Annotated in this window: 20 protein-coding genes; 17 read left to right on the top strand and 3 right to left on the bottom strand. The window is 26.5% G+C overall.

What is annotated here, in order from left to right; all coding sequences use genetic code 11:
• Positions 1-151: 151 nt before the first annotated feature.
• From ACY1IQ_RS15920 to ACY1IQ_RS15995, 16 genes are all read left to right on the top strand, one after another.
• On the top strand, positions 152-856 hold the full coding sequence (locus ACY1IQ_RS15920) for an Mpv17/PMP22 family protein (protein WP_461614890.1): 705 nt from the start codon (positions 152-154) through the stop codon (positions 854-856).
• Between the two features lie 23 nt (positions 857-879).
• Positions 880-1,992 (top strand): Ldh family oxidoreductase, encoded by a 1,113-nt coding sequence (locus tag ACY1IQ_RS15925; protein WP_461614891.1) that lies wholly within the window; start codon positions 880-882, stop codon positions 1,990-1,992.
• Between the two features lie 783 nt (positions 1,993-2,775).
• On the top strand, positions 2,776-3,237 hold the full coding sequence (locus tag ACY1IQ_RS15930; RefSeq protein WP_461614892.1) for an MgtC/SapB family protein: 462 nt from the start codon (positions 2,776-2,778) through the stop codon (positions 3,235-3,237).
• A gap of 41 nt (positions 3,238-3,278) precedes the next feature.
• On the top strand, positions 3,279-3,473 hold the full coding sequence (locus ACY1IQ_RS15935) for a hypothetical protein (protein WP_461614893.1): 195 nt from the start codon (positions 3,279-3,281) through the stop codon (positions 3,471-3,473).
• Positions 3,474-3,528: 55 nt separating this feature from the next.
• Positions 3,529-3,849: a hypothetical protein gene (locus tag ACY1IQ_RS15940; RefSeq protein ID WP_205604177.1), complete on the top strand. Its 321-nt coding sequence runs from the start codon at positions 3,529-3,531 to the stop codon at positions 3,847-3,849.
• Positions 3,850-4,051: 202 nt separating this feature from the next.
• On the top strand, positions 4,052-5,314 hold the full coding sequence (locus tag ACY1IQ_RS15945; protein WP_461614894.1) for a uracil-xanthine permease family protein: 1,263 nt from the start codon (positions 4,052-4,054) through the stop codon (positions 5,312-5,314).
• 805 nt (positions 5,315-6,119) lie between these two features.
• Positions 6,120-7,304 carry a glycosyltransferase family 4 protein gene (locus ACY1IQ_RS15950; protein ID WP_461614895.1) on the top strand — a complete coding sequence of 395 codons (1,185 nt, stop codon included), beginning with the start codon at positions 6,120-6,122 and terminating at the stop codon, positions 7,302-7,304.
• 120 nt (positions 7,305-7,424) lie between these two features.
• Positions 7,425-8,498: a GIY-YIG nuclease family protein gene (locus tag ACY1IQ_RS15955; RefSeq protein ID WP_461614896.1), complete on the top strand. Its 1,074-nt coding sequence runs from the start codon at positions 7,425-7,427 to the stop codon at positions 8,496-8,498.
• Positions 8,495-9,847 carry a replication-associated recombination protein A gene (locus ACY1IQ_RS15960; protein ID WP_461614897.1) on the top strand — a complete coding sequence of 451 codons (1,353 nt, stop codon included), beginning with the start codon at positions 8,495-8,497 and terminating at the stop codon, positions 9,845-9,847. Before ACY1IQ_RS15955 ends, ACY1IQ_RS15960 begins: the two co-directional genes overlap by 4 nt.
• A 791-nt stretch (positions 9,848-10,638) precedes the next feature.
• Complete coding sequence (locus tag ACY1IQ_RS15965) at positions 10,639-10,869, top strand: DUF1292 domain-containing protein (RefSeq protein ID WP_461614898.1); 231 nt, start codon at positions 10,639-10,641, stop codon at positions 10,867-10,869.
• An 18-nt stretch (positions 10,870-10,887) separates the two neighbouring features.
• Complete coding sequence (locus ACY1IQ_RS15970; protein WP_461614899.1) at positions 10,888-11,046, top strand: hypothetical protein; 159 nt, start codon at positions 10,888-10,890, stop codon at positions 11,044-11,046.
• Between the two features lie 594 nt (positions 11,047-11,640).
• Positions 11,641-12,243, top strand: a complete 603-nt coding sequence (locus ACY1IQ_RS15975) for a deoxynucleoside kinase (RefSeq protein WP_461614900.1) — start codon at positions 11,641-11,643, stop codon at positions 12,241-12,243.
• A gap of 97 nt (positions 12,244-12,340) precedes the next feature.
• Complete coding sequence (locus tag ACY1IQ_RS15980) at positions 12,341-12,622, top strand: hypothetical protein (protein ID WP_461614901.1); 282 nt, start codon at positions 12,341-12,343, stop codon at positions 12,620-12,622.
• A 14-nt stretch (positions 12,623-12,636) separates the two neighbouring features.
• The gene (locus ACY1IQ_RS15985) at positions 12,637-13,656 is read left to right on the top strand and encodes a polysaccharide deacetylase family protein (protein WP_461614902.1); all 1,020 of its coding nucleotides are present in this window, start codon (positions 12,637-12,639) and stop codon (positions 13,654-13,656) included.
• Between the two features lie 289 nt (positions 13,657-13,945).
• On the top strand, positions 13,946-15,313 hold the full coding sequence (locus ACY1IQ_RS15990) for a CCA tRNA nucleotidyltransferase (RefSeq protein WP_461614943.1): 1,368 nt from the start codon (positions 13,946-13,948) through the stop codon (positions 15,311-15,313).
• A 56-nt stretch (positions 15,314-15,369) separates the two neighbouring features.
• Positions 15,370-15,627 carry a DUF1292 domain-containing protein gene (locus ACY1IQ_RS15995; protein WP_461614903.1) on the top strand — a complete coding sequence of 86 codons (258 nt, stop codon included), beginning with the start codon at positions 15,370-15,372 and terminating at the stop codon, positions 15,625-15,627.
• A gap of 36 nt (positions 15,628-15,663) precedes the next feature.
• Here ACY1IQ_RS15995 and pdaA read toward each other — a convergent pair whose 3' ends face one another.
• Positions 15,664-16,662: a delta-lactam-biosynthetic de-N-acetylase gene (pdaA, locus tag ACY1IQ_RS16000; protein WP_461614904.1), complete on the bottom strand. Its 999-nt coding sequence runs from the start codon at positions 16,660-16,662 to the stop codon at positions 15,664-15,666.
• 207 nt (positions 16,663-16,869) lie between these two features.
• Between pdaA and ACY1IQ_RS16005 the strand changes: the two genes are divergently transcribed.
• Positions 16,870-17,745 carry an SDR family oxidoreductase gene (locus tag ACY1IQ_RS16005; RefSeq protein WP_461614905.1) on the top strand — a complete coding sequence of 292 codons (876 nt, stop codon included), beginning with the start codon at positions 16,870-16,872 and terminating at the stop codon, positions 17,743-17,745.
• A gap of 211 nt (positions 17,746-17,956) precedes the next feature.
• On the opposite strand, the gene ACY1IQ_RS16010 is transcribed toward ACY1IQ_RS16005, so the two are convergent.
• Both ACY1IQ_RS16010 and deoC read right to left on the bottom strand, forming a co-directional pair.
• A complete protein-coding gene (locus ACY1IQ_RS16010; protein WP_461614906.1) occupies positions 17,957-19,438 on the bottom strand; it encodes a Na+/H+ antiporter NhaC family protein in 1,482 nt (493 codons plus the stop codon).
• Between the two features lie 288 nt (positions 19,439-19,726).
• Positions 19,727-20,395, bottom strand: coding sequence for a deoxyribose-phosphate aldolase (gene deoC / locus ACY1IQ_RS16015; protein ID WP_461614907.1), 669 nt, complete (start codon positions 20,393-20,395; stop codon positions 19,727-19,729).
• Positions 20,396-20,758 lie beyond the last annotated feature (363 nt).

Raw genomic sequence — 20,758 nt, forward strand, 5'->3', positions numbered from 1 at the left:
TATTCCTAGCTTGTTTTATTATAAAATTTTTAAATAAGAAATCAATAGAGTAAATTTTTAATTATTCTGTTTTAGAAATGGAATATAATATAGTAAATGGTAATATTTTTTGTTAAAATTAGAGTTGAAATAAATAATAGGGGGAATAATTATGAAAAAAGGAGATATTATTTGGGGGATTACAGTTGGACTAGTAATATTTTTATTATTTCAATTACTAAATGGTGAAGGTACCAATAGTTTAACTATTTTAGCAAAGTCTCATCCTTATGTTATAGGATTCTTAAAGGTATCTATATTAGCTACCTTAGGTGAAATTTTAGCACTTAGAATAGTAAAAGGAAATTATGAGAAACCTATAGGAATAATATATAAATTTATTGTATGGGGATTTATAGGAATGACATTTACTGTTGTTTTCGATATTTTTGCTAAAGGAGTAGTAGGAGTTATGGATTCAGGTTTACTTCCTTCTGCTAAAAAAGAATCAACTACTTATAAATTTTTGTTTGCATTTTTTACAAGTGCATTTATGAATATAGTTTTTGCACCAACTTTTATGGCATTCCATAGAATTACTGATACTTATATTGAACTAGGTGGGGGTAGACTAAATAAAATAAAAAAAGTAAAATTAAAAGAGGTAGTTAATAATATAGATTGGTATGGATATTTAAATTTTGTTGTTTTAAAGACCATTCCAGTTTTTTGGATTCCTGCTCATACTATTACTTTTTTATTGCCACCACAATATAGAGTATTAACAGCAGCAATTCTTTCTATGGTTTTAGGGGCTATTTTGGCTTTATCTAAACCTAAAAAAAATACTATTTCCCACAAATCTATTGCAAAATGATTTATTTAAGAAGGTGAAAAAATATGGAAAATGAACAAGTGTATTGGATAGATTTTAATTATTTAGAAAATTTTATGATAGACGTTTTTAAGGCAGTAGGTGTGCCAGAAGAACATGCAAAAATTTGTGCTGAAGTACTTATTACATCAGACAAAAGAGGAATTGATTCTCATGGTATAGGTAGATTAAAACCAATTTATTATGATCGAATAAAAGATGGAATTTTAGAAGTGAATACTAAAATTGATATTGTTAAAGAAACACCAACTACCGCAGTAATAGATGGTAATAATGGACTTGGGCATGTTATAGGAAAAAAAGCAATGGAAATAGCAATAGAAAAAGCTAAGGTCTACGGTATGGGAATGGTAGCTGTTAGAAACTCTTCTCATTATGGAATAGCTGGTTATTATGCAACAATGGCTACAGAGCAAGGCATGATAGGTGTTACAGGAACTAATGCTAGACCATCTATTGCTCCAACTTTTGGAGTGGAAAATATGTTAGGTACTAATCCTCTAACTTTTGGAATTCCTACAGATGAGCAGTTTCCTTTTGTATTAGACTGTGCAACATCTACTAGTCAAAGAGGAAAAATCGAAGTTTATGATAGAGAAAACAAAGAACTACCTGAAGGATGGGTAATAGATGAAGAGGGAAATAGTCGTGTAGATACTCATCAAATTTTAAAAGATTTAACAATCGGAAAGGCAGCTCTTACCCCATTAGGAGGTATTGGAGAAGAAACTGGAGGATATAAGGGGTATGGTTATGCTACAGTAGTTGAAATACTATCTGCAGCACTTCAAGGAGGAGCTTTTCTAAAAGCATTAAATGGTTTTGAAGATGGTAAGAAAGTTCCCTATAGATTAGGACATTTCTTTATGGCAATAAATGTAGAAGCTTTTACAGAGCTAGATAGTTTCAAATCTACAACAGGAGAAATATTAAGATCTCTTAGAAACTCTAAAAAAGCTCCTGGAATGGAAAGAATTTATACTGCTGGAGAAAAAGAGTATGAGGCTTGGCTTTATAGAAAAGATAAAGGTGTACCTGTAAATAAAGCATTACAGCAGGATATTTTAGCACTAAAAAAAGAATTGGGATTAAATAATTACAATTTTTCTTTTGAATAAAGTTAACATGGAGAAGGATATGTTTATTGCATATCCTTCTTTTTTTGTATTATATTTACGTAAATTTGAATATAATTTTATGAAAATCCTAATAGTCCAGAATGTATTTGTTGTGGTGAATGTATAAAAGTATGTTCTACCAAGATGCTTAATACTACTTTTAACCTAAAGCAAAAGTCAAAATAAATATTAACCGTTAATTGAGTTCTAAATTTTTACTTAATTGGCGGCTTTTTTATTTAAAATAATATAAAATATTTGAGAAATCGATTAACCAATAGGTTTACCTATTTTGTATCATAATATATATACTTTTACATGATGTAAAATATTATTTTTATTTTAAATAGCTATTTTATTTAATCTGAAAAATTTTTAGTCACCAATATAATAAAATATAAATATTATAGATATACTGCTTATAAATTTAAAGTGTACATTAATATAATTGTTTCTTAGGCATTTTAATTCATAATATAAAATTTACAGTTATAGTTCAAATTAGTTTAAATCAAACTAATTTCACTAATTGATTTTTTCACTAGTAATTATATTGCTAGCTTATATATAAGTTATTGCATAAATTCAAAAAAGAAATCAATTAAAAGCTTTCTCCATATCAATGTTTAATTCTTAATTGTATAAAGAAGAAATGACTTTAACTGTACATTCTTATTGAATAGCCTTAATTAGAGAAGTAAAAGAATAATAATTTAATGTATACATTATTTTTTGGAATTGTTATGTTTATATATTTTTTATTAATTATGGGGATGTGTTTTAATGGAAAAGTACGAAATAATATTAAGATTATTAGTAGCCATGTTTGTAGGTGGAATCATTGGATATGAAAGAGAGTATAAACATAGACCTGCAGGGCTTAGAACTCATTCTTTAGTATGCATTGGTGCTGTTATAATTTCTATGATACAAATATTAATCTCCCAGGATGCTATAAATATTATAAATAGCAATATAGCCTTAAAAGAGGTTCTAAAAGTAGATTTAGCTAGATTAGGGGCACAAGTTATTACTGGTGTAGGATTTTTAGGTGCTGGAACAATAATACATGAGAAAGGATCAGTAAAAGGACTCACAACTGCTGCTTCTATTTGGATTGTAGCTTGCATTGGATTAGCTATAGGCATGGGATATTATTTCTTAAGCATAGTATCATCTATAGTTGTATTTTTAGTATTGGTAAGTTTTGAAAAAATAGAAAAAAGTGCATTGATAAAACTATAAAGATCAAAATAGAAGTAAAATATATAGATAGAGAAGCTGCAATGTCAGCATTATATAAAGTTTTAGCAGATAAGGATATAGAAATTTTAAATGTGGAATGTAAATATAAGGAAGAGTGTAATAAAAACACAGAATACTGCATATACTATGTCTTAATTCCACCATATATCAATATTCTAAATCTTATAGTTGAACTTAGTGCTTTTAAAGAATTTGTAGAAATAAGAGTTATATAAATAATTTAATAGTGTTAAGAATAATAAGGATTAGTTTTGGATAAGGAGAGTTTTTATGAATTATATTATAATTGACAGTATTTCTTTAATTGTACTTATAGTTTCATTGTACATTATAGTTATAACTTTAAAGAGACATGAGGACAAAGAAAGAAAAGTATTAACAATTGAGGAGTGTGAACGTCTAATCGTATGGCGAAATGACCCATTAAGAAAAGTTAATCCTCCAGAAAAACTAGAAAAAATAGTGGAACGAGTTGCTAAGGGAGAAGTTGTAAAGGTTAATAATGAAAAAGTTTATAAAGATATATTAAAAATTATGAGTAGAACAGTAAAATTTAATAATTTAATACTTGTAAGACAGGATAAAAAGTGATATACTTTTTATCAAAGTGAATAAATCTTTAATACGGTCCAGAGAGGCTGCAAGATTAAAAGTATAGTTATTTTTACAGGTATATCATGACTTCTTGCAGTAGCAAGAAGTTTTTTTATTATGTATTACCTTTAAATCAGTTCAGAGAGGCTGAAAAGGGAGAAAGTTAATTTCTCCTTGTCAAAATTAAGGAGGTTTTTTTATGTCACAAAATGTTATTACTAAATCAAATGTTAATAGTCAAGAAAACAAATCATTACTTCAGTCAGCACAAAGATTTGTGCTAGCATTTCAACATTTAATAGCCATGTTTGGTGCAACAGTATTAGTTCCTATACTTACAGGGTTTGATCCATCTATTGCACTGATTGCAGCAGGGTGTGGAACACTTATATTTCATCTATGTACCAAAGGAAAAGTTCCAGTATTTTTAGGTTCGTCTTTTGCATTCATTCCAGTTATTATATCAGTAACAGAGCTACACAATGGTGATCTTAGATATGCTCAAGGCGGTATAGTGATAGCAGGATTTATATATGTAGTTCTTTCACTATTTGTTCGTAAAGTAGGAGTAAATAACATAAAGAAATTTTTACCAGCGCAAGTAGTTGGTCCAATGATAATAGCTATAGGATTAAATTTAATACCAACTGCTTATGATATGGCGTCAGAAAATCTAATAGTGGCAGCAATTACTTTATCAATAGCAGTGTGTATAACATTATTTAGCAAGGGTTTTATAAAGCAATTATCAATTTTGCTAGCAGTAACAGTAGGATATATACTATCATTAAAAATGGGTATAGTAAATACTTCTCTAATATCAGAAGCACCACTGTTTTCAATACCAAACTTTACACTACCTAAATTTGATCTTTCATCAATAGCAATTATAGCACCAGTAGTTTTAGCTGTATTAATGGAGCATGTTGGTGATATCACTACCAATGGTCAAGTGGTTGGAAAGAATTTTATAGAAGATCCAGGCTTAAATAGAACTTTATTAGGTGATGGACTTGCAACAATGTTTTCAGCATTTATAGGAGGACCAGCTAACACAACTTACGGAGAAAATACAGGTGTATTAGCAATAACTAAAAATTATGATCCATCAATAATTAGATTAACTGCAATGTTAGCAATAGTCCTTGGTGTAGTAGCTAAAATAGGAGGATTTCTACAGTCAATACCTGCACCAGTAATGGGTGGAATAAGTTTAATGCTATTTAGTATGATAGCATTAATTGGAGTGAAAACTATTAAAAGTGAAAAAGTTGAATTCAATATTAAAAATATAATAATCATGACTGTTATATTAATAATAGGTATTGGTACAGGGATAATTGAGAAAAAATTTGGATTTATTTTAGGCATACCTGTAACGGAAACTGTTAAAATTTCCGGAGTCAGTTTAGCTGCAATTACTGGAGTAATATTAAATGCAATAATAAATAGAAAAAAATAAAATAGAAGTATATTAAGATGTGCTAAAGATTTAGCACATCTTTTTAATTTGCAGTATAATATGAGAATTAAAAATTTTTATTATAAGTTTTAGTTATTAGTTTGAAGCTTATTTTTATCAATAAATATTATGTTATAATAAGGTATTAAATGAAAAAATAGGGTGGTTTTATAGAGCTAGCAATTATTTCAAATTTAAATAACGAAATTGAAAAAGGTAATAAAAATAGTACTTTCAATCATTATTAAAGTCTATTGCTCTTCAACAAGGGGTGAAGGAAATATAAGGTCAGTGCCTGAGATGAAGAGATATATAGAATTATAGGTAGTGGAACTTTATAAAAGACAGTAATTGAAAAAGCTATGAATGTATTAAAAAGAGGAAAAGCTTTTCATTAATAGAAGGAAAAGAGATATTAAATATGGCTTGTAGAGGAAATGTAGAAGTATATATTAAAGTTTTTATTTTTAAAAATAATTTATTAATAGTTGCATAGGAGCACATTACAATTATAACTTTTAAGTTTATAACAATACTAATTTTACAGGAACTTTACTTATTTTCTTAATATTAAAAGGCTATCATTTACTCTATTTTGTAGTATAATAAGTTATGATAAGTAGCATTAATAGTGAGCTTTATAATAAAATAAACATAGTTAAGTATCAATATTTTCTAAATTTTTCAATTAGGAATCATATATTTTTGCAATTTGTTTCTAATATATTTTTAATAAATCTATAAGTGATAACTAATAATGCAAGCTTATAATTAAAATATCTTCTAGAGATGGAGGTATTAATTTATGAAGATATTAATAACAACAGATACATTTACACCAGTAGTTAATGGAGTTGTAACATCAACTATAAATTTATATAAAGAATTAAAAGCACAAGGAAATGATGTAAAAATAATTACTTTATCAAATAATGGTGAAACGTATATAGATGGAGATGTATATTATTTAAAATCAAAGCCAATATGGGTTTATCCTGAAGCTAGAAGAGCTACATTTTCTATAACTAGTAATAACCTTATAAAAGAAATTATTGATTGGAAACCAGATATTATACATTCGCAGTCTGAATTTTCTACAATGATTATTGCTAGAAAAATAAGTAAAGCTTTAGGTACACCATTAATTCACACATATCATACAATGTATGAGGATTATCTTTCATATTTTTTGAAAGGAAAGGTAATAAATAGAGATAGAGCAGCTAAAATAACAAAAATGTTGTTAGACAAAGTAAATATGGTAATTGCTCCAACAGATAAAACAAAAAATGCTTTAATTAATTATGGAGTAGATACACCAATTAAAGTTATACCAACAGGAATTAATTTATCTCGCTTTATGGTAGAGTTTAGTGAGTATGAAAGAATTAACCTAAGAGAAAGTATTGGTATAAATAAAGAAGATAAGGTATTAGCTTATATTGGAAGAATAGCTCAAGAAAAAAATATTGAAGAAATTATTGAAAATTTTAAGTATATAATTGAAGAGGAAAAGAGGGCCAAGCTTTTAATAGTAGGCGGCGGACCTTATCTAGATGTATTAAAAGAAGAAGCTACTAATTTAAACCTTTTAGATAATATAATTTTCACTGGCATGGTAAAACCAGAGGATGTATATAAATATTATAAAATTTCTGATATGTTTGTTACTGCATCTACTAGTGAAACTCAAGGATTGACATATATAGAAGCATTAAGTTGTGGAACTCCTGTAGTATGTAGATATGATCAATGTATAGAAGAAGTAGTTATAGATGGTTATAATGGATATACTTATAATAGTGAGAAAGATTTCGTATCCTCAATTCTTAACCTTTTAAAGAATGATGATTTAAGGAAAAAGTTTTCTTCAAATGCTTTGAGTAAATCCTATGAATATTCAAGTGAATTATTTGGAATAAGAGTTTATGAACTATATAAAGAAGTTTATGGACAATCAGTAGATATAGATCTATTGGCGGCTAGATAAGACTATGAGAGATTATAATCTCTTATAGTCTTTTATTATGTATATATTTTTGATATGATTTATAGGGAATCTAAAATTTATAAATATATTAGAGATGTATTGATTTCTGGAGGAATAATAGTGAAGCAAAAAGTTAAAAATTTAAAGGAATGTCCTGGTGTATATTTGATGAAAGATAGCTCAAATATAGTTATATATGTAGGAAAATCTAAAAATTTAAAGAGAAGAGTATCTAGTTATTTTGGAAATAAGAATCATAAGAGTAGCAAAGTTCAAAAGCTTGTGAAAAATATTCATGATTTTGAATATATAACTACAGATACAGAATTAGAGGCTTTACTATTAGAATGTAAATTAATCAGAACATATAAGCCAACTTATAATAAATTGTTAAAGAATAATGAAAGATATCCTTATATAAAAATAACTGTTAAAGAAGAATTCCCTAGAATAGTTCTATGTTATGAAAAACATGATGATGGGGAGTTATATTATGGGCCTTTTACTAACTTTAATGCAACTTATCAAGCAGTTAATAGCATAATAGATATAGCTAAAATACGAAAGTGCAGTAGTATATCTAAATCTGCTTGCTTAAATTATAATTTAAATCTTTGTTTAGGAGTTTGCATAAATAAAGATATTAAAAATAAGTATATGAAAGAAATAAAAATTATAATAGATTATCTATCTCTTAAAGATGATAAATTAACAGAAAGATTTAATACTTTAATGGTAAGTTCAGCACTTGAATTAAATTTCGAGCTAGCAGCAAAAATAAGAGATGATTTAGGTAGAGTTAGATATTTAAAACAAGATTTATATAATGTAGAATTATTAAATAGCAATAGAAGGCTAGTTGTTATTGAACATATTGATGAAGATCGTATAAAGATATTTTGTCTATATAACAATGATATATTATATAAGGAAAAATATTTAGTGGATGATATCAACATAAGTTTCATGACAAAAATGATCTTGAGTTTATTTAATACTGGAAATAAGAAATTAGATAATGTAGATTTAAAGGAAATTATAGATGAAGCTATGATAATAAACTCTTATTTAAAAAATAATCATATTGATTATTTTGAAATAAAAGATGATATCATAGATGAAAAAAAATTTGTAATTGAAATAGAAAAATTTATAAAAAAAACTATTCATAAAAAAGGTAGGGTGATACTATGACCTTTGAAAATATAAGTTTATTTGATATGGATAATAGAAATAATGATTCTTCTACACCTTTAGCAGAGAGAATGAAGCCTAAAACTTTAGAGGAATACATTGGACAAGAACATATTTTAGCTCCTGGAAAATTACTTTATAGAGCCATTCAGTCAGATAGACTTACCTCTTTAATATTATATGGGCCTCCAGGAACAGGGAAGACAAGTTTAGCTACAGTAATTGCTAGTAGTACAAAAGCTAATTTTAAATCTATAAATGCAGTTACAAGTAATCTTAAAGAGTTAAGGGAAATAATAGATTTTGCACTAGATGATCTAAAAATGTATAATAAGAAGACAATACTATTTATTGATGAAATACATAGATTTAATAAAAGTCAGCAGGATGCTCTTCTTCCTCATGTGGAAAAAGGAGTGGTAATTTTAATTGGTGCCACTACAGAGAATCCTTTTTTTGAAGTAAACAAAGCTCTTCTATCTAGATCTATGGTTTTTCAATTAAAAATATTAAATGAAAAGCATATAGAAAAACTCATATTAAAAGCATTGGAAGATAAGGATAATGGTTATGGCAATATAAAGATTAATTTAACTAAAAAAGCAATGGAATTTTTATGTATTACATCTAATGGGGATGGTAGAAGGGCGTTAAATGCATTAGAATTAGCAGTTCTGACTACAAATAAAGATAGTGATGGAATAATAAATATTGATTTAGATGTTATTGAAGAATGTATTCAACGAAAACATATCACCTATGATAAAAATAGTGATAATCATTATGATATTATATCTGCTTTTATTAAAAGTATGAGAGGATCTGATCCTGATGCAGCAGTGCATTACCTTGCTAGAATGTTATATGCTGGTGAAGATATAGAATTTATTGCTCGGAGGATTTTAATAGCCGCTTCAGAAGATGTAGGAAATGCGGATCCTTATGCTCTATTAGTAGCAAAAGCAGCAATGGACTCAGTTAAAGTTATAGGAATGCCAGAAGCTAGAATCATATTATCCCAAGCTGTAACCTATATAGCTTCTGCACCGAAAAGTAATGCAGCTTATTTGGCAATAAATGAAGCTCTTAAAGATGTAGAGTATGGAGAAATTGGAGAAGTACCCTTAGCTTTAAGAGAAAAAGGCTATAGTGGAGCAGAGAGATTATATAATAATTCTGATAAATATCTTTATCCTCATGATTATAATAATCATTACGTTAAGCAGCAATATCTACCAGATAAAATAAAGGATAGAAAATATTATAGGCCGACTCAAATGGGTTATGAAAGTAAGTTAAAAGAAAGACTCATAAGATTAAAATCAACAGAAAGTATACAGCATAAGTAAAGTGCTGTATTTTTTATATTATTTAATTTACAATTTCATTATATAGAGTATATACTATACAGTGAATAAAAACTAATAAGTAGTTATTAATTTAGAAGAGAAAATAAGAAATTAATCTAGTTAACTTATAAATATGATAATTAAAATCTTAAATTTAGACATAAAAAAAATCCTCAATTTTAATAGAGAATTGCTTAGATTTATAAATTGTGAATTGAAAAGTCGTGACTTGAGTCACGATGACTTAAAAGTTTAAGTAAAATATTACATTAGTCATTTTGTAAATTTAAAAATACATTATTATAATATGTATTTTCCATTTTCAATTCCAATTTAAAAATTATTGTTTGATGTCTATTAATCTATGCTTTCTTCTAGACATTCTTCAATAACATCTGCAGTTATTATAAAAGTTGTATCTTTCATTTAATTTCCTCCTTTTCAATATTATTTTATTGTTACATTGTATTATAACCTCTTATTCTAAAAAAATCAATAATAAAATATAAACATATATGGACAAATTTTTATCTAGTGGGATGATATTATAAATATAAAACTTTATTATAGCAATCTATATGTTAAAAAGTTTAGTAGGTTTATAAAATAATGTTTAGCCAAAAATTATTTTATCTAAAATAAATTCTTTAGAAACTTAATTTATAAAGGATATATAATACAAATTAAAAAATAATTTGTATTATATATATTAAAATATAAATTCTATGTAATATAATTTGAATAATTGAACATCTTAATTATATATAACTAAATATTGAGGAGGAGTAAAAATGGCTCATAATGAAATATTTAAAATTCAGGATACTCATGGTAATGATGTTGAAATGGAATTAATTGATGTAATTAAGATGGATAATAAAGAATACATTATTGCAGGACCTAAAAATTCCAATGAAGCATATGCTTATAGAGTAACTAGGTTAGGGGAAGAAATACAATATACTTCAATAGGTACAGGCGACGAATTTAATAGAGTTCTTAAAAAATATAATGAAGGATAATAAGTTATGGAGGACAATATGAAAGATAGAAGTGAATTTAAAAAAGAAAATAATAAAGATTATATAAAAAAAGGCGTAAAAACGCAGAATCAAGTTAGTAAAAATCAATTTGTAACTACTATTGAAGAGCCAGCATTAAATGAAAGTGCCTTTGATAAACATAAAGTATCATATTAATACACAGGTGATACATAGATTTTAAACTTAGATATTAACTATATTTATTTTTAAAAATCTAATTTAAAAAACCAAGTCTCATTACTAATATATAGATGTAGACTTGGTTTTCTATATTTATAGTCGTATAATTATGGAAATTATGTGTTGTAAATTCAATAGTTCTAATTATAATATAAAAAATATTAATTATTTTTACATATATATGTACAGATATTAATTTTAGAATTCGTATATCTATATTATACAGGTATTCAATATGAAAACTTGAAATATACTTTGGAAAATAAATTTTCTATAAAACAGCCTAATAACTTAGAAATTAAGAGTTAATAGTTAAGAATGAAGAATTTAGGATGAAATTTACCTTTAATGAATTTTTTAAAATAAAATCTATTTAAAAAATTTCAGAGGCATTGGCTGTGAAGTTTTAACCATAATTCTTCATCTTTAATTCTTAGAAAATAATTTTTGTTATGGAAATTAAAATCATGCATAAGTTAAATTTCCGTTATAGAACGCTATAGTAAGAAGTGTTGAAGTATGAGCTTTTATAAAATCTTTTTAAAAAATAAAAAAGGAGGATATTGGAATATGATTGTCATTGACGGAGTAGTGGGAGTAGGGAAGAGTAGTCTTATGAATATCTTAGCTGAACAGGGATATATACCTTTTGAAGAACCTATAATAGACAACCCCCTCTTAGAAAAGTTTTATTATGATAGACAAAGATATAGTTTTCCATTACAGATATTTTTTCTTAATAAAAGATTTAAAAACATAAAAGAAGCATCAAAATTTGATAAAGCAGTAATGGATAGAAGCATATATGGAGATGTTATTTTTGCTAAAATGTTAAAAGACTCTAAGGAGATGTCTGTAGAAGAATTTAACCTATACATAGAGTTATTTGAAAATATGTTAGAGCACTGCATGCCGCCTAAACTATTAATTTATCTAGAAGTAACAGTAGATGAGGCAATAAGAAGAATTAATAAAAGAGGAAGGGACTACGAAAAAATAGTTGAAAGAGAATACTGGGAAAGATTAAATGATAATTATAGAGAATACTTTAATGAATATAATATATCTCCAATTTTAAAGATAAATGTAGATAATTTAGATTTTGAGAATAATATAGAGGATAGACAATATCTATTATCATTGATTTATAATAAATTAAAATCTATAAAATAAAAGGTCTGCCTTAAACGGGAGGACCTTTTATTTATAGAATAAATTATTTTATAATACACAAAATAAAAAAGAATATTAGAGTTAAGGGAGATAGAATATGAAGAAAAAATTAGATTCAAATATACTGTTAGTTTTGTTTATCATAGTTTTTACTCTAATAGCTATAAGTTATAAAAATATATATATAAACTTTTTAGAAGATAAGAATAGTAATATTAAAGATGTTATGAATGAAAAAAGATCTGTATTGTTTTACAAAGAAGAGGATATTAGAAATTTATCAAAGATAATAAATGATAAAAAAGCTAAAAAAGAAAAATTAAATAAGATATTAATAGAAAAAGAAGAGCAACTAAGAATTCTACAAAGAAATCAATGAGGTATAAATATATTATGAAAAAGAAAACATATGTAGTTCTTATAGTAATAGTATTAGTTATAACAGAAGTATTTATGGTATCTTATAGTATTAAAAATGATAAAGAAATAAATATATTAAATCAAATTATTTCTCAAAATAGTAATAATATAAATACATTAGATGCTAAGATATACTCAGCTGATATAAAAATTGAACAGTATAGAGGACTAGAGAATAGTATTGATAAGGAAATTAAAAAAATAGAAGAGCAAATTAATTCTTTAGATGAAATGATAAAAATAGAGGAAAAGAAACAAATTGAAAAAAAAGAAAAGCAAAAAGCGTTAATAAATAGCATACAAAATTATAGCGGTAATAAAATTACTGAATATTATGTAGCAAATATTCCTAATAGAAAAGTAGCATATTTAACTTTTGATGATGGTCCAAGTAAAAATAGTATAAAGATATTAGATACCTTAAAAAAATATAATATTAAAGCTACATTTTTTGTAAATGGGAGAGAAGATGAATTTTCCCATAAAGTTTATGAAAGAATTATAAAAGAAGGGCATACATTGGGTAATCATACTTATAGTCATGATTATAGTTACATCTATAGTAATATGAACAATTTTGCCGAAGATTTTAATAAGCTTCAAAAATTAATAAAATCTAATTATAATTATGAAATAAAGATTGCACGATTTCCTGGTGGAAGCAATAATACTATAAGTGAAAATTATCACTATAATATTATGAAAGATTTAAGTAAATTTTTAATTGCTAGTGGATATACATATTTTGATTGGAATATTGATTCTAATGATGTTGCATCTATAGCTCCAAGTAGAGATTACATAATAAGCTCTGTATTAGAAAATTCTAAGGATACAAATTCTGCAATAATATTAATGCATGATAACATAATGAAAACTTCTACGGTAGAAGCGTTACCATATATAATTGATGGTCTAATTAGCCAAGGGTATGAGTTTAGTTCATTAGATCCATCACAGTATACAATTCAATTTTTGAGAGCTGTTTATTAATAATTTGTTTTATAATAATAGAAATTAGTATATGATATATACAGGGATTCAATATGAAGACTTAAAATATACTCTAAAAAATAAATTCGTTATAAAATAGTTTAACCTTTTGAAAATTAAGAATTTAGAGTGAAATTTAGCTTTAATGAATCTTTAAGATAAAATTTATTTTAAAAAATATGAAGATTTTATTGGTTGGACTTTAAATATAATTAGTATTTTAAATTATTAATTATTACTTCATATATAGAAATAATATTATTATAAAATGGTAAGTTTAAACAAAGGGATGATATGGGTGGAAATAAATATAAAATTGCCTTTAGAGGTGGAACTAATAATTAATACATTATATAAAAATGGATTTGAAGGATTTGTAGTAGGTGGATGTGTACGAGATAGTCTATTAGGATTAGAGCCTAAAGATTGGGATATTACTACTAACTCTACTCCATATCAAACTAAAGAATTATTTAATTCCTTAGGATATAAAGTAGTAGAAACAGGAATACAGCATGGTACTGTTACAGTAATTATAAATAGAATACCTTATGAGATTACTACTTATAGAGTAGAAGGGGATTATATAGACAATAGAAGACCGTCTAAAGTTTATTATACTAGTAAATTAGAAGAAGACTTAAAGAGACGAGATTTTACTATTAATACATTTGCTTATAACTATAAAGTAGGCTTAGTAGATTGCTTTAATGGTATAAAAGATTTAAACTGTAAAAGAATTAAAGCAGTAGGGGATGGAAATGAAAGATTTCACGAAGATGCATTGAGGATGTTAAGAGCTATAAGATTTAGTAGTCAGTTAGGTTTTTCTATAGATGATCACACAGAAGAGGCTATAATAAATAACAGTAAATTACTTAAGAATATCAGTATAGAAAGAATTAGAGAAGAATTTAAGAAAATACTAATTTCTGATATTCCATCAAAAGGAATAAGAAAACTAATAGAATTGAATCTTATGGAGTATATAATACCTGAATTAATAGAGTTAGTAGATTTTAATCAAAAAAGTAAGTATCATGATAAAGATATTTTTAATCATGTAATGGTGGCTCTAGATAACACTAATAATGATTTTAATTTAAGATTAGCTACATTATTACATGATATAGGTAAACCGAGTACATTTACTATTGACAATAGTGGTAGAGGGCATTTTTATGGTCATGAGCTGATAGGAGAGAAACTTACAATAGGAATACTTAAAAAATTGAAATTTGATAATAATACAATTAATAGAGTTTCAAAACTAGTAAAAAACCATATGAAAGTTCCTAAAATAGAGAAGCCAATAAAAATTAAAAAATATATAAATGAAATAGGTGAAGAAAATTTAGATATTTTATTTCAATTGATGATTGCTGATAGAAAAGCTTCTTCTCCTGAATATAGAAAATATGATGATATATTAAAACTTAAAAGAACTTGCGATGAAATAATTAACAGTAAAGAACCTTTAACTCTTAAGGATTTAAATATAAATGGAAAGGATTTGATTTTATTAGGAATAGCTGAAGGAGAAAATATAGGTATATTACTCAAACATTTATTGGAGTTAGTTCTTGAGAAGCCTAATTTAAATACTAAAGAAATACTATTACAAGAAGCTAAAGTCTATGCAAAGAACTATTTGTAAATAATACTAGTATAGTATATAATAGGAATGTATTTTTACTTTGAAAGGAGATAATTATGGAAGATAAAAAAATAATAACAGTATTAGACGCTGAAACTAACGAAAAAATAGAATTAGAATTGGTTGAAGAAATTAATTTAAATGATATGAAATATGTGTTATTAGCACCAACAGATAATGATGAAGATGCCTATATATATAAAATAGTTAATGTTGATGGTAAAGATACTTATGAAATGGTTGAGAATGAAGAAGAATTTAATGCTGTAGTAGAAGAGTATGATAAATTATTTGATGAAACAATGAATGAATAAAAGAAAAACATCTAGTAATTCTAGATGTTTTTTGTTTTATGGTAATAACTTAAATTCATATCCTTGTGCTTTTATTTCTTTTATAACTTCATCTAATATTTCAGTATTGGTCTTTGATACAGCATGCACTAACATAATACAGCCATTATGAACACCATTTAACATAGTTTGTTTTGCAGTGCTAGGATTAGGTTGATTATTTACATCCCAATCATGATAAGCAAAACTCCAAAATATAGTCTTATATCCTAAATTTTTAGTCATAGCTAAACTTTTCTCTGAATATTCACCCATAGGTGGTCTAAAAAATTTAGGCATATCTTGACCAGTAATAGCTTTAAATTTGTCTTCAACATCTTTAAATTCGTTATTAAATTTAGTTTCATCTCCAGTCACTGTAGGCATAGATGGATGGGTATTGGAATGATTGCCTACAATATGACCTTCATCTACCATTCTTTTTATTAGTTCAGGATTACCCTTAACATATGGAGAAGTAACAAAGAAAATCGCTTTAACATCATTGGCTTTTAATGTATCTAATATTTTTGATGTATAACCATTTTCATATCCTTCATCAAAAGTTAAATATATAACTTTTTCGTCAGTATTGCCTACATATAATGCATCATACTTGTTTAAATCAAATTTTATATCATTGTTTACTTCTGGAGTTGTATGATTTTTATTTGGCTTATACCACCAACTAATTTTAGTATTATCTAAATTTGTATCAATTTTATTTATGCTAGTTTCGTTTTTTTTGTCAGGAGAAGATGAATTGTTTTCAGTAGGATTATTCACCTCTTTTTTTTCAAGTTTTGAATCAGGCTTGTCATTGTCCTTTTCTACTAAACTTTTATTTTCTTTTTTAAAGTCATCTTTATTCTCTTTTTTCTCTATAGGTTTTGTTGTTGCTACTATTGATTCTTCATTAATTTTAGAGGTCTTATCTTGTATATTTTCATTAGTTGAACAACCAAATAGTGTTAGTGCAAGAGCTAAACATAAAGTTAAAATTTTTACTTTGTTCATATAATAATCTCCTTTCTCTAAATAATATTAACTCTTACTATTTAATACGAATATTTATTTAAAAAATACAGTATTTTATTTAAATAAAATACTTATTATAGTTTTAGCAATAGGTAATAATATATGCAAATAATATTAAACCAACTTTTGGTTAAATATTATTATAGAAAAATAAACATAATAAAATTAATAGAAAGGAGAGAGAGTATGGACATAAATTTTATTAATAATTTTCCTAAAAAACTTCAACCTCAACATCAAAATAAACAACCTGGTATTGAATCATTGATGAATCCACTACCTATATATGATGACGAAAGCTACATACCATCGAATAAACTAAAAGATAAAGTAGTATTAATTACAGGAGGAGATAGTGGAATAGGGAGAGCAATTTCCGTATTATTTGCTAAAGAAGGAGCTAAAATAGCAATTTCTTATTTAGATGAAGAAGAAGATGCTGTGGAAACAAAAAACATAATAGAAAAATATAATGGTCAATGTGTTTTACTCCCAGGAGATATAGGTGAGGAACAAGTTTGTAATAATGTAGTTGAAGAAACTATAAAATCTCTAGGCAAGATAGATATACTTATAAATAATGCAGCAGAACAACATGTACAACAAAAAATTGAGGATATAACTAAGGAGCAATTAGAAAGAACATTTAAAACTAATTTATTTAGTATGTTTTATATAACTAAAGCAGCATTAAAATATATCCCACTTGGAGGAAATATAATTAATACAGCATCTATAACTGCCTATGAAGGACATAAGACGTTAATTGATTATTCTTGTACGAAGGGGGCAATTGTAACTTTTACTCGCTCTATGGCATTATCTCTTCAAGATAAACAAATTAGGGTAAATGCAGTAGCCCCAGGACCAGTTTGGACTCCTTTAATTCCAGCTAGTTTCAACGAAAGTGAAGTGGGACAATTTGGAAGTAATTCTCCAAGTAAAAGACCAGGTCAACCATTAGAATTAGCAGGAGCTTATTTATATTTAGCTAGTGACTTATCATCTTATGTATCTGGAGAAGTAATTCATGTTAACGGCGGAACAATAATAAATGGATAAAATAAATAATTATTTAATTAACAATTTCAAAAAAGAATTTTTTTAAAAATTCATATTAAATTAAATTTAATTTTATAATATAACAATGTAATACATATTCATAAATAATAAAATTAGCTTAATCGTTATTTGAATACTTAAATAATAATTCTTAAAAAAAGTTAATTAAAAAAAGCCTTCATTTTTATGAAGGCTTTGAATTTTTAATAAATTAAGCGTGATTAGATTGTTTTTCTACTAATCTTAATTTCCTTGCTTTAAGTCTAACCTGTGGCTCTTTTGGAAGAGCAAATCTTGGAATAAATCTATCTAGACCAGTAAGAGTAAGTATTAATATGGAAAATACAGCTATAAATGCCATAAAGTTGTATTGAATTATTTCCATAGCTTTAAATTCGTGTAATGGATATATAGCAGAAGCTATACCTACATAAAAGGTCATATATACATGCCATGGAAATAATTGAGAACCAAAAACTCCAAGTGCATCAGAGAAGGTAGCATTTCTTAAACGAAGTTTATACATTGACTCTTCATCACCTTCAACATTTTCATCAACTATTTCTTTGATGATTGGTCCAATTGTAACTATTTGAGCCATCTCATCTGCAAGAGCAGCATTTCCTAAAATAGAAAGACATCCGTTCCAGAACATAAGTTGTCTTATATTTCTAGATAATTTAACAACTAACTTTGATATAGGTTGGAAAGCATTCATTTTTGACATCAGCCCTCCAAAGGCGCCAACCCACATCATCATAACTATAACCCATCCACCAGCTTCAGCAAATCCGCCTTTAACTAATTCCAAAAATGCAGGTACTGATTCTACAGTTCCAGCTAATAAACCAAGCAATAATGAAGAAATTATTCCTATTGCTAAGCAAGCAAGAGTTTGTATACCTTTAACAGCAGCTGCAATAACTAAAATTAGTGGAATAATCATATAATATGGTACTCCAGTTTTAACTTGATTTAATAAGTCGATAGCTACTGGTTTTTCTCTTTCTAGAACGGTCCAAACCTCACTAGGTATTGCATTAATCGCATCAGAAGCATTTGTAACAGTTGTAGGTAAGTCCATAACTAAACTTGCAACATAGAACAATATAGCTGTAATGATTAAACAAATTACTGACCAAGCTCCTTGATGTCGTATTCTATCGATGACTTCAACCTTTTGAATCCCGGAACTAACTACCGTAGTATCAGATATAAGGCCGATATTATCTCCAAAACATGCACCACCAGCAATTGCGGCTGTAGTTAATACTATACTTCCATCAACTATATGACATAGCCATAAAAATATCGGAGCACAAGCTGCAAAGGTCCCCCAAGAAGTACCGGTAGCAACGGATAATACAGATGTAACTAAGAAACCGGTTACAGCAACTGTACGTCCGTTTAATCCTAGATTTAGAGCTAAATTAACGATTGAAGCACCAACTCCAGTAGACATAAATGCTGATGCCATTGCGTAAGCAAGCATTAGTATAAAGAATACTAACTGCATACTTTTAACATTATCAACAGCGCAATCAACTATTTCGTCGAATTTTAGTTTTTCAGTTAACCTTGCAATAAGTGCTGCGTAAATCGTTGCTATTGGTGCTGCAAGTAATGCATCCACCTTTAACATCATAAGTCCTGCCATTACAAAGACAGGTGAAAGCTTTAATAATGCTAACATAAAAAAATCCCCCCTGATAAACTTTTGTTAAACCACTAACTTAAAAAAAAGTAATTGATTTATTGAATGAAAAATTTCATTCTTTAAGTTATAGGTAAATTATAAAACCTTTTTGTTAAAAATTCAACATATTTTGAAAATTAAGATAAATAGTTTTTAGAATATTAATTTTATTGTAAAAAAATTCAAAATAGTGGACTAATAATTGTTATTTTTTCTACAATTATTAAAAAAATAATAAAAAAAGCATTAAAACTAATTTATAGTCTTAATACTTTTAGAAAATTATTAATAATCAGATGTAATTTTACTATCTTTATTTATTATAGCTATAGATGCACTAGCACCTATTCTATTTGCACCAGCTTCTATAAACTTCAGTGCATCTTCTGTTGTTCTAACTCCACCAGAAGCTTTAACACCTATCTGAGGGCCAACTACTTTTCTCATTAATTTAATATCTTCTACAGTTGCACCACCAGTGCTAAAGCCAGTTGAAGTTTTGACAAAATCTGCACCTGCTTCCACAGAAAGTTCACAAGCTTTAATTTTTTCTTCTTCTGTTAATAAGCATGCTTCTATTATAACTTTAATTATAGCTTTATCTTTAGCAGTTTCTACAACTTCTTTTATATCTTTTAATACTAGGTCATAATTTTTATCTTTTAATGCACCTATATTTATAACCATATCAATTTCGTTTGCACCTAATTCAATAGCTCTAGCTGTTTCGAAAGCTTTTGCTTTTGAATCCATAGTCCCTAGGGGAAAACCTACCACTGTACAAACTAAAACACCTGAATCTTTTAATTCATCTGATACAAATTTTGTATAACAAGAATTAACACAAACAGATTTGAACTTATATTCTTTAGCTTCATCACATATTTTTTTTACTTGTTCTATAGTAGTATCTGCTTTTAATATTGTGTGATCAATCATTGAAGCAATATTCATTTATAAAACCTCCATTATCTAATAAGACACTAATTTTAGTGCTTTTGAAAAATTTAATATACCCCATAGGGGTATATTAATATAATAAGTTAAATTATAGCAATAGTCAATAGTTAGCTTACCTATCTACAAAAGGTATGTTTCCATAGGTTAAATTATATAAATTTATAATAGTTTATCCATATGATAAAAATAATATTAACCATATATAGATAAACTATCTAAAAAGCTAATATATAACTAATAACTCCATCATTAAATATTTCAACTAAAAACTTTAGTCAATGATTAATGTAAACTTAAATAATTTAATAACATAATTATATGAATTAATATATTAAATTTAGAAGTGATACATCTATA

The sequence above is a fragment of the Clostridium sp. Marseille-QA1073 genome (genome assembly GCF_054863625.1).